A 12,868-nucleotide genomic window follows, 5' to 3' on the forward strand; every position below is an offset into this window, starting at 1 on the left:
GATGAGCGCTGACTGGTCGGGCATGGGATGGGACGCCTGGAGCGACCTGGGCACGGTTCGCGCCAGGTTAGCGGCGGGCGCGTCCCCGGACGCCGACGCTGACTATGGCCGGACGGCTCTGCAGGTCGCGGCCGAGGAGGGATCGACCGGCGTGGTCGCCGAACTGGCCGCCCGCTCCGCCGACGTGGACGCCGAGGTCGACGGCAGGACCGCGCTGTGGTCCGCGGTCTTCGCCGGCCGCGCGGACAACGCCCGTGTCCTCGCCGAGGCCGGGGCGAACCCGTGGCGGCCGATGATGAACGGCTGGCCGCCCGGCCGCCTCGCGCTGGCCGGGCCCACCCCCGACCTGTTCCCCAGGCCGGACGGCGAGCCGGGTCTCACCGACGAGGAGAGCGCCTTCGTCACCAGGGCGCGCGGCCTGATCGCCGCCCTGGACGACATCACCGACGACGGTTACAGCGTCACGTGCGTCGCCGGGATCGACGCGGCGGAAGCCGTCCGCAGGCTGGGGGCCACGCCCGCCGCCGACGAGGAGATCGAAGACATCTACGAAGATCCCTTCGACGACATGGATGAGATCCTGAAGGTCCTTGGCGTGACCGACGTGCCCGGCGGCTGCGTCGTGGCCCAGCCGTGGGGGTACGGGGCCGCCATGCCAGGCGTCCAGAAGGCGCTGTCGGCCGGCACCCGCTGCTACGGCCTGTACGCCAACCCCAAGAGCGGCACCCAGGGCAGCGCCGCCGCTGACGGTGTCATCGTCGAGTGGGACACGCACCCGGGCGGGGGATACACCGACGAGTCGAAGTCGACGGAGGAGATTCTGCGGGCGTATCTGCTCCAGGATCACGCGGAAGCCGAACTCTGCTCCCGCGCGGGCCTGCTGCCGGCCGATTCGCGCTCGATCACCGGCACGCCCGACCTGTGGGTGAAGCTGCCGGACGGCGACCACTGGTCCTGATGCCGTCAGCCGGCGGCGGGCAGCGGGCGGGCGCGGCGCAGGGAGGGGATGGCCACGGCCAGCGTGACCACCCCGGCCACGCAGGCCAGCCCGCCGATCACCGCCGCGCCGCCCGGCGGCGCGAGGCGGGCCAGGCCGCCGGCGACCACGTTGCCCAGGGCCGGGCCGACGGTCGCCTCGGTCAGCCACAGGCTCGACACCCGCCCGAGCAGCCGGTCGGGCGTGCGTGACTGGATGAGCGCCCCGGCCAGCACCTCGGAGACCACCTGCCCGACCCCGGACAGCGCGAGGAACGCCAGCGCCATCGGCAGGCTCACCGGCAGCCACGCGCTGGCGCCGAAACCCGCCACCGCCAGCCCCCACAACGCCACCGCGCCGATCAGCACCCGGCCCGGACGGCGTACCCGGCCGATCCAGCCGCTGGCCAGCGCCGCGAGCAGCGCTCCCGCCGCGGGGGCGCTGTAGAGCAGCCCGGCCGTGGCCGCGTCGCCGCCGTAGTGCGCCGCCACGAACGCGGGAAACAGCGCGTACGGCGTGGCCATCAGCGTCCCGCTGAGATCGAGCAGGATCACCCCGCCGATCACCGGATCACGCCGGGCGAAACGGATGCCTTCGGCGATCGAGCGCAGCGGATGGGCCTCGCCGCCGCCCCCGTCGGGCCGCAGCGGGCGCAGCATCCACAGCAGCACGGTCGTCACGACGGTGGTGGCGCAGGTGAGCGTGTAGCAGGCGCCGAACCCCGGCCCGGCGACCAGCAGCCCGCCCAGTGACGGCCCGGCGATGGTCCCGACCTGCGTGGTGATGGAGGTGAGCGCCTCGGCGGCGGCGAGCTTGTCCCGGCCGACGAGCGCGGGCACGGCCGCCATGAGGGCGGTCTCGCTGAGCCCGTCGGCCAGCCCGATCAGCCCGGCGCTCAGGTAGATCACCCCGAGCCGCGGCTCGGGCAGGAAGGCGTTGACCGCGAGCACCGCGAACCCCGCCGCCGCCCCCGCTCGCGAGCCCACGATGAGCAGCCGCCGGTCCATCCGGTCGGCGAGCACGCCCCCGGCGAGCGTGCCGGCGAGCAACGGCCCGCCCAGCGACAGGCTGATCAGGCTGACGTGGAGTGACGAACCGGTCATCGCGTACACCTGCATGGCCAGCGCCACACCGGTCACACCGATGCCGAGGAGGGAGACCATCCGGGCGGCGAAGACATAGCGGAAGTCGCGGCCGGTCCGTAGCGGAGTGATGTCGATGACCACGTGTCCCAGGCGCACGAGTCTCCCCAGACGGTCAAGATGACGTTAGATTACCCTAAAAAAGGGAAGCCTTACCTAACTTCTGAGAAGGGTAGTTTCATGGCATCCGGCATCACTCGTCGTCAGGCCCTCCGCGGCGGTTCCCTCCTCACGCTCGGAGCCCTCGCCGCCGCGTGCGGCACCGACGGCCGCGGCGGCCCGCCTGCCGTTCCCGCCGGCGCGGCGTCCAAGGCGGCGAGTACGGCGGGGCCGTGGTCGTTCACCGACGACCGGGGCAAGAAGGCGGAGGCGCCCGCCGCCCCCAAGCGGATCGTCGCCTACGTGGGCGCGGCCGCGGCGCTGTGGGACTTCGGCGTCCCGTCGGTCGGCCTGTTCGGCTCCACCACGCTCAAGAACGGCTCCAAGGACCCGCTCGCCGGGGACGTCGACCTGGCCAAGGCCACCTCGATCGGCACCGGCTACGGCGAGTTCAACGTGGAGAAGTACGCCTCGCTCCAGCCCGAGCTGCTGGTGACCACCAAGTTCAACGACCTGGTCTGGTACGTGCCGGAGAAGCAGATGGGCGACATCGAGGCGCTGGCCCCGCTGGTCGCGATCGAGACCGTCAAGGGCACCGACCTGAAGAAGGTCCTGGGCCGCTTCGAGGAACTCGCCCTCTCGCTGGGCGCCGACCCCGCCGCGCCCGCCGTCGCCCAGGGCAAGAAGGCCTTCGACGAGGCCTCGCAGAAGGTGACCAAGACCGCGGAGAAGGGGCTGAAGGTCCTCGCGGTCGCCGGCGGCCCCGACCAGTTCTGGGTGGCCAGGGCCGGGGCCGGCGGCTACACCGACCTCACCTACCTGGCCTCCCTCGGCCTCGCCATGGAGAAGGGCGCCGGCGACGACCCGCTGTACGAGACGCTGAGCTGGGAGCAGGCGGCCAAGTACGAGGCCGACGTCGTCCTCTACGACGCGCGCAGCCAGTGGCTCACGCTGGAGGACATGAAGAAGAAGGCCACCTTCGCCCAGATCCCGGCGGTCAAGGCCGGCCAGGTGATCCCCTGGGTGGTGGAGACCCCCTACAGCTACCAGCGCCAGGCCGCCTGGCTGGACAAGCTGAACGAGCAGCTGTCGGCGTTCAAGCCCCTGTGACCTCAGGCGGTACGGCGGCGGCCCAGCATCCACAGCAGGTAGCCGCCGCCGATGGCGCCCGTGACCACCCCGGTCGGCAACTGGGCCTGGCCGAACAGCCGCTGAGCCGCCAGATCGCTGACCACCATCAGCAGCGCGCCCATCGCCGCGCTCGCCCAGATCGGCGGCCCCACCACCCCGGTCAGCCGCCGGGCCAGCTGCGGCGCGGTCAGCGCCACGAACAGGATCGGCCCGGCCGTCGCGATGGCCACGCAGGTCAGCGCGCTCGCACAGGTCAGCGCCGCCAGCCGGGCCCGCTCGGCGCGCACGCCCAGCCCGACGGCGACCTCGTCGCCCATCTCCAGCAGCCGCAGCCGCGAGGACATGGCGGCCAGCACGGGCAGCAGCACCCCGCACGCGATCCAGATCGCCGCCACGTGGCCCCAGCGGCTCCCGGCGACGCTGCCGACCAGCCAGGTGGCCGCCTGATTGGCCGACCAGAGATCGGCCCGGGTGATGAGGTAGGCGTTGACCGCGCCGAGCATCGCCGCCACGCACACCCCGACCAGCACGAACCGGGCGCCGCGCAGCCCGCCGCGGAAGGCCAGCAGATAGACCGCCACCAGCGCGAGCGCCCCGCCCACGACCGCGGAACCGGCGATCGCCGCCGACCCGCCGCCGAGCACCAGGATGCCGAGCAGCGCGCCCGTCGCGGCGCCCCGGTCCAGGCCGATGATGTCCGGGCTGCCCAGCGCGTTGCGGGTCAGCGTCTGCAGAACGGTCCCGCCCACCGCCAGCGCCGCCCCGACCCCGAGCGCCACCAGCAGCCGGGGCAGCCGCAGCCGCATCACCACGAACTGCCCGGCCGCGCCGCCGTCGCCGGTCAGCGCCGCGATGACCTGCGCGGGTGAGAGCGGATAGTCGCCGCTGCCCAGGCTGACCACGCCGACCGCGAGCGTGACCACGACCAGCGCGCAGGTCACCACGACCGCGCGCAACGACAGCCGATACGACCAGCCGCCCGCGCGCATCCTGAACCGCTTGACCGGGCGTTCCGCCAGGGTTCTGGTCACAGCTCGCCCACCCGCCTCCTGCCGCGCAGCAGTGCGATCAGCACCGGGGCGCCGGCGAACGCCGTGATGATCCCGACCTCCAGCTCGGCCGGCCGTACGATGATCCGGCCGAGGACGTCGCAGGCCAGCAGCAGCGACGGCGCGATCACCATCGAGTACGGCAGCAGCCACCGCTGGTCGGGACCGATCAGCGCGCGCACGATGTGCGGCACCGCCAGCCCCAGGAAGAAGATCGGGCCCACCGCGGCGGTCGCGGCCCCGCACAGCAGCGTCACCGCGGCCACCGCCAGCAGGCGCGCCCGCCCGACGTGGACGCCGAGCGCGCGGGCCGCGTCCTCGCCCAGCGCCAGCGCGTTGAGCGCGGGCCCGAGCGCCAGCGCGAACACCGCCCCCGCCACCAGGAACATCCAGATCTGGCCCAGGGCGGCGGAGTCGACAGCGGCCAGCGAGCCCACCGACCAGAACCGGTAGCGGTGCAGCGTGTCGGAGTCGAGCAGCAGCACCGCCCAGACGATCGACAGGAGCGCGGCGTCGGCGGCGGTGCCGACCAGGGCCAGGCGGATCGGGGTGGCGCCGCCGTACCCGCGCGAACCCAGCGTGTACACCAGCACGGTGGCACCCGCGGCGCCCGCGAAGGCGAACCACACCGAACCCCGCAGGTCGGTCAGCCCGAAGACGGCGAAGGCGAGTGCCACGCCCGTGGCCGCGCCCGCGTTGACGCCGAGGATGCCCGGGTCGGCCAGCGGGTTGCGGGTCAGGGACTGCATGATCGCGCCGGCCAGGCCGAGCGCCGCCCCCACCCCCAGGCCCACGAGCGTGCGCGGCACCCGCAACTCCCAGATCGCGGTCACCCCCTCCGCGCCCTCGCGGCGCAGCAGCGCGTCGAGGAGGGCGGAGGGGGAGAGCTCGGCCGAGCCCAGCGCGATGCTCGCCGCGCAGACGGCCGCCAGCACCGCCAGAGCGAGGGTGAGGTTGCGCGCGTGGGCGGTGCGGCCTTTCCTGACGGTGAGGGACGTCACGTCACCTTAGGTTAGCCAAGCCTTATCCCGATGGCGAGGGATCCGACAGGTGCGCTGCCTTGAGGCCGAGATGGACGACCAGGCGGTCGTCGCCGTCGTCCAGGTCGCGGTTGAGCGCGCGCTCGGCCTTGCCGAGCCGGTAGTAGAGCGTCTGGCGGTGCACGCCCAGCTCCGCCGCCGCCTTCTGGGCGTGCCCGCCCAGGTCGAGGTACGTCTCGACCGTGCGGGCCAGCTCCCCGTCAAGCCCCGCCACCTCCGCGGCCAGCTCCCGCAGGTCCGCCCGGCTCAGGCGGGCCAGCAGCCGGTGCACGCCCAGGTCCTCCCAGCGGGCGACCGGGGCGAAGCGGGTGAAGTGCTCGGCGATGCGCAGCGCCTGCTGGGCCTCCCGCCAGCTCTGCCAGGCGTCGGCCGGGTCCTGCCGGGGGGCGCCGATGCCGGCGGCGGTGCCGTACACACTCTGGAGGGTGTGCGCGACCTCGGCGGCCAGGTGCGCGGGGGACAGCAGCGCCACCGGCGAGCCCGCGAGGGCGAGCACGCCGCGCGGCAGGGTCCAGAGGGCGGCCACGCGGTCGGGCGACTCCCTGACGGCGAGCGCGGCCACCGGGCCCGGCATGCCGGTCGAGGCGGTGGCGCGCTCCTCGGGGTCGGCCGAGAGCAGGGCGCGCAGCCCGCGCCCGGCGTCCTGGCGGCTGCGCGCCTCGTGCGCCAGCGCGCTCGCGGCCCGCGCGACCAGGCCGCCGGCGCGGGCGAGCACCTCGTCGGAAAGGGCGCCGGAGTCGAGCAGCCAGAGGTAGCCGTAGGTCACCTCGCGATGGCGCAGCGGCCAGCAGATGCGCGCCTTCAGGTCGTGGTCGGCGGGGATGCGGACGGGGCCGTGCGCCTTGGCGATGCCGAAGCGCTCGAAGTAGTCGCGCACCTCGCCCGTGGCGCGGCGGCGCAGGATCGACTCCTGGCGGACCGCGTCGATCTCCCCGTGCTGCGCGTTGTAGGCCAGCAGGCGGAACGAACGGTCCTCCAGCGTCGCGGAAGCCCCGAGAACGCGGGCTATCTCGTCGACGGTCTCCTGGAGATCGGCGGTGTTGTGCATTTGTATGACAGCCTGCCACATCCCGCGTTACGGACGTCGATGGCTGCGGTCTGAACAGGAGTTTTAGGCTGGATGCATGCTCGGTCAACTGCTACTCGCCACGTCACGGAGCAGGCTCGTACGCCGCACCGTGTCCGGCTTCCCGCTCACCCGCAAGGTGGTCGACCGTTTCGTCGCAGGCGAGAGCGCCCACGAGGCGCGCGCGGCGATCGAGCGGCTGGTCGACGGCGGACTGACCGTCACCGTCGACCATCTCGGCGAGGAGACCCACGACGCGGGCGCCGCCGCGGCCACCGCCAAGGCCTACGTGACACTGCTGAACACACTGCGCCCGCTGGAGCTCGGCGAGCGCGCGGAGGTGTCGGTCAAGCTGTCGGCCGTCGGTCAGGAGCTCTCCGACGACCTGGCCCTGGAGCACGTGCGCGACATCTGCGCCGCCGCTGCCGCCAACGGCTCGGCCGTGACGCTCGACATGGAGGACCACACCACCGTCGACTCGACGCTGGGCATCCTGCGCAAGCTGCGCGAGGAGTACCCGTCGACCGGTGTCGCGATCCAGGCCTACCTGTTCCGCAGTGAGGACGACCTGCGCGAGCTCTCCACCGAGGGCTCGCGGGTACGGCTGGTCAAGGGCGCCTACAACGAGCCCGCCGCGGTCGCCCACCAGGGCAAGGCCGAGGTGGACAAGGCGTACGTGCGATGCCTGCGGATCCTCATGGCGGGGAAGGGATACCCCATGGTGGCGACGCACGACGACCGCCTGATCTCCATCACCGAGCTGCTGGCCGACCGCTTCGGCCGCGCCATCGGGGACTACGAGTACCAGATGCTCTACGGGATCAGGACCGACAGGCAGGAGGCCCTGGCCGGAGCGGGCCACACGGTCCGCGTCTACGTGCCCTACGGCGACGACTGGTACGGCTACTTCATGCGCCGTCTCGCCGAACGCCCCGCCAACGTCGCCTTCTTCCTTCGTGCCCTTGGAGGCAAGTAAATGGACGCCATCAGCAACGTTCCCGCTCCGGCCAACGAGCCGGTGTACGGCTACGCCCCCGGCAGCGCCGAGCGCACCGCCCTGGAGAACCGGATCAAGGAGCTGGCCGGCAGCTCCATCGACCTGCCCATGACCATCGACGGGAAGTCCCGCATGGGCGGCGGCGCGCCGATCGACGTGGTGCAGCCGCACAACAAGGCCTCCGTCCTGGGGCGTACCAACGACGCTACGGCCCAGGACGTGAAGGACGCGGTGGACGCGGCGCTGCGCGCCGCTCCCGCGTGGCGGGCGCTGTCGTTCGACGAGCGGGCGGCGGTCTTCCTCAAGGCGGCCGACCTGCTGGCCGGGCCGTGGCGGGCGACGCTCAACGCCGCGACCGTGCTCGGGCAGTCGAAGTCGGCGCAGCAGGCGGAGATCGACGCGGCCTGTGAGCTGATCGACTTCCTGCGCTTCAACGTGGCCTACGCCCGGCAGCTCTACGCCGACCAGCCCGTCTCCTCGCCCGGTGTCTGGAACCGGATGGAGTACCGGCCGCTGGAGGGCTTCGTTCTGGCGATCACGCCGTTCAACTTCACCGCCATCGCCGGAAATTTGCCGACTTCGGCCGCTCTGATGGGCAATGTCGTCGTCTGGAAGCCGTCGCCGACGCAGCAGTTCGCCGCGCACTTCACGATGAAGCTGCTGGAGGAGGCCGGTCTCCCACCGGGTGTCATCAACCTCGTCACCGGCAACGGCGCCGCCGTCTCCGAGGCCGCCCTGACCCACCCCGCGCTCGCCGGCATCCACTTCACCGGCTCCACCGCGACCTTCCAGCACCTGTGGGCGACCGTCGGCGCCAACATCACCGGCTACCACGGCTACCCGCGCCTGGTCGGCGAGACCGGCGGCAAGGACTTCGTCCTGGCCCACCCCTCCGCCGACCCCGCCGTGCTCACCACCGCGCTGATCCGCGGCGCGTTCGAGTACCAGGGCCAGAAGTGCTCGGCCGCCTCGCGCACCTACATCCCGCGTTCGATCTGGAACCGCATCAAGGACGACCTGGTGGGCACCGCCGAGTCGCTGACCGTGGGCGACGTGGCCGCCGACCTGTCGACGTTCATGGGCGCCGTCATCGACGAGCGCGCCTTCGCCAAGCACAAGGCGGCGATCGACCGGGCCCGCTCCTCGGCCGGGATCGAGCTGCTGACCGGCTCCTACGACGACTCCACCGGATATTTCGTGAAGCCGACCATCCTGCTGTCGGACGACCCGGCCGACGAGATCTTCGTCAAGGAGTACTTCGGCCCGATCCTCGGCGTCCACGTCTACGACGACGCCGCGTACGACACCGTCCTCGACCAGATGGAGTCCGTCTCGCCGTACGCGCTGACCGGCTCGATCATCGCCCAGGACCGCTACGCCGTCGCCTCGGCCAGCGAGAAGCTCCGCTTCGCCGCCGGGAACTTCTACGTCAACGACAAGCCCACCGGCGCGGTCGTCGGGCAGCAGCCCTTCGGCGGCGCCCGCGCCTCGGGCACCAACGACAAGGCCGGCTCGATCTTCAACCTGATCCGCTGGGTGAACGCCCGCACGATCAAGGAGACCTTCGTCCCGCCGGTCGACCACCGCTATCCCCACATGGGCTGACCTGCCGGCCCATCGACGTACGCCCCCGGTTCCTGTGCTGCTCCGGGGGCGTACGCCGTTCTAGGCCCTTGACGCCTTCTCGTACCACTCGTGCAGCGGGGCCGGGTCCTCGGGCGGGAGCCAGCCGTTGACGATCGAGAGCAGGCGAAGGTAGCGGGTCCAGCGCGGGTCGCCGGCGGCCTCCATGAGCGGGTTGCCCGTCTCCACCAGTGCCTTGGCCTGCGGTGATGTCGGGTCGACTCCGGCCGCCATGGCCTGCCGTACCTGGGAGCGGATGATCACGACCGGACCGGGGCGGGGCACGGACGCGCCCGCTTCGTGGTGTTCGGCCAGAAAGCGGACGGCGGCGCGGAAGCCGGGGTCCTGGGTGAGTTCGGCCAGTTCTACCCAGGCTTCGACCTGCTCGACGTCGGGGTCGTCCGGGAGTTCCGGGGTGAGGGAGCGGCGGACTCCGGCGTGGACGCCGGTGACCGTCGCGTCGAGGAAGTCGTCGATCAGCCGGCGGCGCTCGTCCTCGGAAAGTCTGGCAAGTTTGTGCATGATGTCCGTCTCCTCGGGGGTGGATCCACGCCTGGCGACCGCTCTCAGCACCGCGCGCCGCAGCCGCAGCGTGCGCATCTGGACCTCCAGCGCCTCGGCGTGCGCGGCGGCGACCTCGGGCAGCGACAACTCCCGGTTCACGACCTTGCGGATCGTGGCCAGGTCGAGGCCGAGTTCGCGCAGCGTGCGCACGAGGTCCAGGCGGGCCAGGGCGTCGAGGTCGTAGAGCCGGTAGCCGGCGTGGCTGCGTCCTGACGGCGGCACGATCCCCTTGTCGGAGTAGAACCGCACGGTCTTGACCGTCAGCCCGGTACGGCGCGCGAGGTCGCCGATCGTGTAGCCGTCCATGCCGTTCACCCTCGCGCCTCCCCTTGGTGGAGACTCAAGTTACCCTCGCCGCTATGACGAAAGTCCTGATCACCGGCATGTCCGGCACCGGCAAGTCCACCGCCCTGCGACTGCTGGGCGAGCGCGGCCACCGTACGGTCGACACCGACTACGGCCCGTGGAACCACTGGGTGACCGGCGAGGACGGCGAACGCGACTGGGTGTGGCGCGAGGACGCCATGGCGGAGCTGCTGGCCGGGCATCGCGAGGGCGCCCTGTTCGTGTCGGGTTGCACCTCCAACCAGGTCACCTTTTATCCGGACTTCGAGCACATTGTCCTGTTGAGCGCGCCCGCCGATGTCATTCTGGCCCGCGTCGCCGCGCGCACCGACAACCCGTACGGCAAGCGCCCCGGGGAACGCCAGGAGATCCTGGACAACCTGGCCATGATCGAACCGCTCCTCCGCACGGGCGCCACGCTGGAGATCGACACCCGGGCGCCGCTCGACGAGGTCGTCGGGCGGCTGGAGGCCCTCGCGAGGTGAAGTAAAGAAAACTAGACATGATGTCGAGTTTGCTTTACCTTGACGGCATGACGATGAAGGCAATCACCCAGGACCGCTACGGCGACGCCGGCGTCCTGGGCCTGACGGAGCGGCCCCGCCCGGTGCCCGGCGACGGGGAGGTGCTGGTGCGGGTCAGGGCGGCCGGGGTCGACGCCGGGGTCGTCCATCTCATGAAGGGCGAGCCGTACCTCATCAGGCCGATGCTCGGTCTGCGCGCGCCCAGGAACAAGGTGCGCGGCAGTGACCTCGCGGGCGTCGTCGAGGCGGTGGGGGCGGGGGTGAGCGGGTTCCGGGCCGGTGACGCGGTGTTCGGCGTCTGCGACGCGGCCTTCGCCGAGTACGCCGTCGCCCGGCAGGACAAGCTCGCCGCGAAACCCGGCGAGGTGGGGTTCGAGGAGGCGGCCGCCATCCCGTCCTCCGGGGTCACGGCGCTGCAGGCGGTGCGCGGACGGGTCACACCCGGGCAGAAGGTGCTCGTCATCGGAGCCGGGGGCGGGGTCGGCAGTTTCGCTGTCCAGCTCGCCAAGGATCTCGGGGCGGAGGTCACCGGGGTGTGCGGGGCGGACAAGGCCGGGCTGGTGCGGTCGCTGGGGGCCGCGCACGTCATCGACTACACCCGTCAGGACGTCACCGCCGGTTCGCTCCGTTACGACCTCATCGTGGACACGGCGGGCAACCGGCCGCTGTCGCGGCTGCGTCGCGTGCTGGCGCCGCGTGGCCACCTCGTCATCGTCGGCGGGGAGGGTGGCGGGCGGTGGCTGAGCGGGCTGCAGCGGCAGTTGCGGGCGGCGCTGCTGAACCTGGTCACCGGGCAGACCCTCCATGCCCTGTTCGCCGTCACCCGGGCCGAGGATCTGCGTGAGCTGGCCTCGCTGGCCGCCGCCGGACGGGTCGGGCCGGTGATCAGCCGCACGTACCCGCTGGAGGAGGCGGCCCTGGCGGTCGGGGAGGTGGCGGGCGGGCACGGGCGAGGCAAGATCGTCGTGACCATCGGCACCGCCTGACCAGCGGAGCCCCGGTAACCTTCCTGGCGGAACCCCCTTTCCCGCTGAGGAGAAACACCCGCCCATGGGCGCCAACCACTCCCACGGCCCCGCCGTACCCCCGTCGAAGAGAGCCGTGCTGGCGGCGCTCGCCGTGCTGGTTCCGCTGGCGGTCGCCACCGTCGCCGCGCTCGTGTGGTTGTGGCCCTCACCTCCCGAGGCGCCCGCCTCGCCGGACGGCGGCCTGGCCCGCTACACCGCCACCGTCCAGGCCATCACCCTGACCCCGTGCCCGGAGGAACCGCCGGTCGACGGCGGTCAGAAGCTTCCCCCGCCCGACCCCGCCAGCTGCGGCGACGCTGTGGTCAAACTCACCAGCGGCCCCAGCCTCGGCAAGGAGACCAAGCTCCAGCTGCCCAGCGGGCCCGGCGCCCAGATCTTCCACGCCGGCGACGACGTCATCGTGGTCTACGCGCCCGAGCCCACGCTCGACGTGTCGCCGTACCGCCTGTCCGACCATGACCGTTCGACGCCGCTGTGGTTGTTCGGCGCCGCGTTCGCGCTGGCCGTCGTGGCGTTCGGCCGATGGCGGGGGCTGAGCGCGCTGTTCGGGCTGGGGGTGACGTTCGCGGTGCTCCTGCTGTTCGTACTGCCCGGCATCCTGGACGGCAAGCCGCCGCTGCTGGTGGCGATCGTGGGCTCTGCGGCCATCATGCTGACGGTGTTGTTCCTGACCCACGGCTTCTCCCTGCCGACCGCGATGGCCGTGCTGGGCACCCTGACCAGCCTGGTGATCACCGGCGCCCTGTCGTACGTCTCCCTCGACCTGGCCCACCTGGCCGGCATCACCGACGAGGCCGCCTTCAACCTCGCCATGAGCTACGACATCGACACCCAGGGCCTGCTGCTGGCCAGCATCATCATCGGCTCCCTGGGCGTCCTGGACGACGTCACCGTCACCCAGGCCGTGACCGTCGCCGAACTCTCCCAAGCCAACCCGGGCTACGGCTTCCGCCGCCTGTACCGCGCCGGCGGCCGGGTCGGCAGGGCCCACATCGCCTCGGTCATCAACACCATCATCCTGGCGTACGCCGGGGCGTCGCTGCCGCTGCTTCTCCTGATCAGCGTGGGACGGGAGCCGCTGGGCCAGGTCCTCACGAACCCGGTGATCGCGCAGGAGATCGTCCGCAGCGTGGTGGGCACGCTGGGCCTGATCTCGGCCGTCCCGATCACCACCGCGCTGGCCGCTCTGGTGGCCCGCCGTACCGCCGACCCCTCCCCGCCCCAGCCCCCACGCCGCGCCCGGCACGCCGCCCACCACCCTTAGGAGCCGCACCCGCACGATCG

General features: G+C 72.3%; 12 protein-coding genes. 7 read left to right on the plus strand and 5 right to left on the minus strand.

The window, feature by feature from the left end; genetic code table 11:
- Position 1: 1 nt before the first annotated feature.
- A complete protein-coding gene (locus ACFWY5_RS36185) occupies positions 2 to 958 on the plus strand; it encodes an ankyrin repeat domain-containing protein (RefSeq protein ID WP_379637362.1) in 957 nt (318 codons plus the stop codon).
- 5 nt (positions 959 to 963) lie between these two features.
- Here ACFWY5_RS36185 and entS read toward each other — a convergent pair whose 3' ends face one another.
- Complete coding sequence (entS, locus tag ACFWY5_RS36190; protein ID WP_379637363.1) at positions 964 to 2,217, minus strand: enterobactin transporter EntS; 1,254 nt, start codon at positions 2,215 to 2,217, stop codon at positions 964 to 966.
- An 81-nt stretch (positions 2,218 to 2,298) separates the two neighbouring features.
- Here entS and ACFWY5_RS36195 point away from each other — a divergent pair, with 81 nt between their 5' ends.
- Entirely contained in the window at positions 2,299 to 3,327 is a 1,029-nt protein-coding gene (locus ACFWY5_RS36195) for an ABC transporter substrate-binding protein (RefSeq protein WP_379637364.1), read from the plus strand.
- A 2-nt stretch (positions 3,328 to 3,329) separates the two neighbouring features.
- On the opposite strand, the gene ACFWY5_RS36200 is transcribed toward ACFWY5_RS36195, so the two are convergent.
- From ACFWY5_RS36200 to ACFWY5_RS36210, 3 genes are read right to left on the minus strand one after another with little or no spacing between them, the layout of a single operon-like run.
- On the minus strand, positions 3,330 to 4,379 hold the full coding sequence (locus tag ACFWY5_RS36200; protein WP_379637365.1) for a FecCD family ABC transporter permease: 1,050 nt from the start codon (positions 4,377 to 4,379) through the stop codon (positions 3,330 to 3,332).
- A complete protein-coding gene (locus ACFWY5_RS36205) occupies positions 4,376 to 5,398 on the minus strand; it encodes a FecCD family ABC transporter permease (protein ID WP_379637367.1) in 1,023 nt (340 codons plus the stop codon). Before ACFWY5_RS36205 ends, ACFWY5_RS36200 begins: the two co-directional genes overlap by 4 nt.
- A gap of 22 nt (positions 5,399 to 5,420) precedes the next feature.
- Positions 5,421 to 6,485, minus strand: a complete 1,065-nt coding sequence (locus ACFWY5_RS36210) for a PucR family transcriptional regulator (protein ID WP_379617408.1) — start codon at positions 6,483 to 6,485, stop codon at positions 5,421 to 5,423.
- Positions 6,486 to 6,561: 76 nt separating this feature from the next.
- Here ACFWY5_RS36210 and ACFWY5_RS36215 point away from each other — a divergent pair, with 76 nt between their 5' ends.
- Together ACFWY5_RS36215 and pruA are read left to right on the plus strand one after the other, a co-directional pair.
- Positions 6,562 to 7,479, plus strand: coding sequence for a proline dehydrogenase family protein (locus tag ACFWY5_RS36215; RefSeq protein ID WP_379617406.1), 918 nt, complete (start codon positions 6,562 to 6,564; stop codon positions 7,477 to 7,479).
- On the plus strand, positions 7,480 to 9,105 hold the full coding sequence (gene pruA, locus ACFWY5_RS36220) for an L-glutamate gamma-semialdehyde dehydrogenase (protein ID WP_379637369.1): 1,626 nt from the start codon (positions 7,480 to 7,482) through the stop codon (positions 9,103 to 9,105).
- Between the two features lie 60 nt (positions 9,106 to 9,165).
- Here pruA and ACFWY5_RS36225 read toward each other — a convergent pair whose 3' ends face one another.
- The gene (locus ACFWY5_RS36225; RefSeq protein ID WP_379637371.1) at positions 9,166 to 9,993 is read right to left on the minus strand and encodes a MerR family transcriptional regulator; all 828 of its coding nucleotides are present in this window, start codon (positions 9,991 to 9,993) and stop codon (positions 9,166 to 9,168) included.
- Positions 9,994 to 10,046: 53 nt separating this feature from the next.
- Between ACFWY5_RS36225 and ACFWY5_RS36230 the strand changes: the two genes are divergently transcribed.
- The 3 genes from ACFWY5_RS36230 (at position 10,047) to ACFWY5_RS36240 (ending at position 12,848) form a co-directional block, all read left to right on the plus strand.
- Positions 10,047 to 10,517 (plus strand): AAA family ATPase, encoded by a 471-nt coding sequence (locus tag ACFWY5_RS36230; protein WP_379617399.1) that lies wholly within the window; start codon positions 10,047 to 10,049, stop codon positions 10,515 to 10,517.
- A 47-nt stretch (positions 10,518 to 10,564) separates the two neighbouring features.
- Positions 10,565 to 11,542 (plus strand): NAD(P)-dependent alcohol dehydrogenase, encoded by a 978-nt coding sequence (locus tag ACFWY5_RS36235; protein ID WP_379637373.1) that lies wholly within the window; start codon positions 10,565 to 10,567, stop codon positions 11,540 to 11,542.
- A 64-nt stretch (positions 11,543 to 11,606) separates the two neighbouring features.
- Positions 11,607 to 12,848, plus strand: a complete 1,242-nt coding sequence (locus tag ACFWY5_RS36240) for a YibE/F family protein (RefSeq protein WP_379637375.1) — start codon at positions 11,607 to 11,609, stop codon at positions 12,846 to 12,848.
- The last annotated feature ends 20 nt before the right edge of the window (positions 12,849 to 12,868 follow it).

This window comes from Nonomuraea sp. NPDC059007, assembly GCF_042740555.1.
Taxonomy (GTDB): Bacteria; Actinomycetota; Actinomycetes; order Streptosporangiales; family Streptosporangiaceae; genus Nonomuraea.

What these genes read in the sequence shown, in the direction of transcription:
- ACFWY5_RS36185 (WP_379637362.1), top strand. Translation starts at nt 2, where the DNA reads ATGAGCGCTGACTGGTCGGGCATGGGATGGGACGCCTGGAGCGACCTG.
- ACFWY5_RS36215 (WP_379617406.1), top strand. Translation starts at nt 6,562, where the DNA reads ATGCTCGGTCAACTGCTACTCGCCACGTCACGGAGCAGGCTCGTACGC.
- ACFWY5_RS36195 (WP_379637364.1), top strand. Translation starts at nt 2,299, where the DNA reads ATGGCATCCGGCATCACTCGTCGTCAGGCCCTCCGCGGCGGTTCCCTC.
- pruA (WP_379637369.1), top strand. Translation starts at nt 7,480, where the DNA reads ATGGACGCCATCAGCAACGTTCCCGCTCCGGCCAACGAGCCGGTGTAC.
- ACFWY5_RS36225 (WP_379637371.1), bottom strand. Translation starts at nt 9,993, where the DNA reads ATGGACGGCTACACGATCGGCGACCTCGCGCGCCGTACCGGGCTGACG.
- ACFWY5_RS36235 (WP_379637373.1), top strand. Translation starts at nt 10,565, where the DNA reads ATGACGATGAAGGCAATCACCCAGGACCGCTACGGCGACGCCGGCGTC.
- ACFWY5_RS36240 (WP_379637375.1), top strand. Translation starts at nt 11,607, where the DNA reads ATGGGCGCCAACCACTCCCACGGCCCCGCCGTACCCCCGTCGAAGAGA.
- ACFWY5_RS36210 (WP_379617408.1), bottom strand. Translation starts at nt 6,485, where the DNA reads ATGCACAACACCGCCGATCTCCAGGAGACCGTCGACGAGATAGCCCGC.
- ACFWY5_RS36230 (WP_379617399.1), top strand. Translation starts at nt 10,047, where the DNA reads ATGACGAAAGTCCTGATCACCGGCATGTCCGGCACCGGCAAGTCCACC.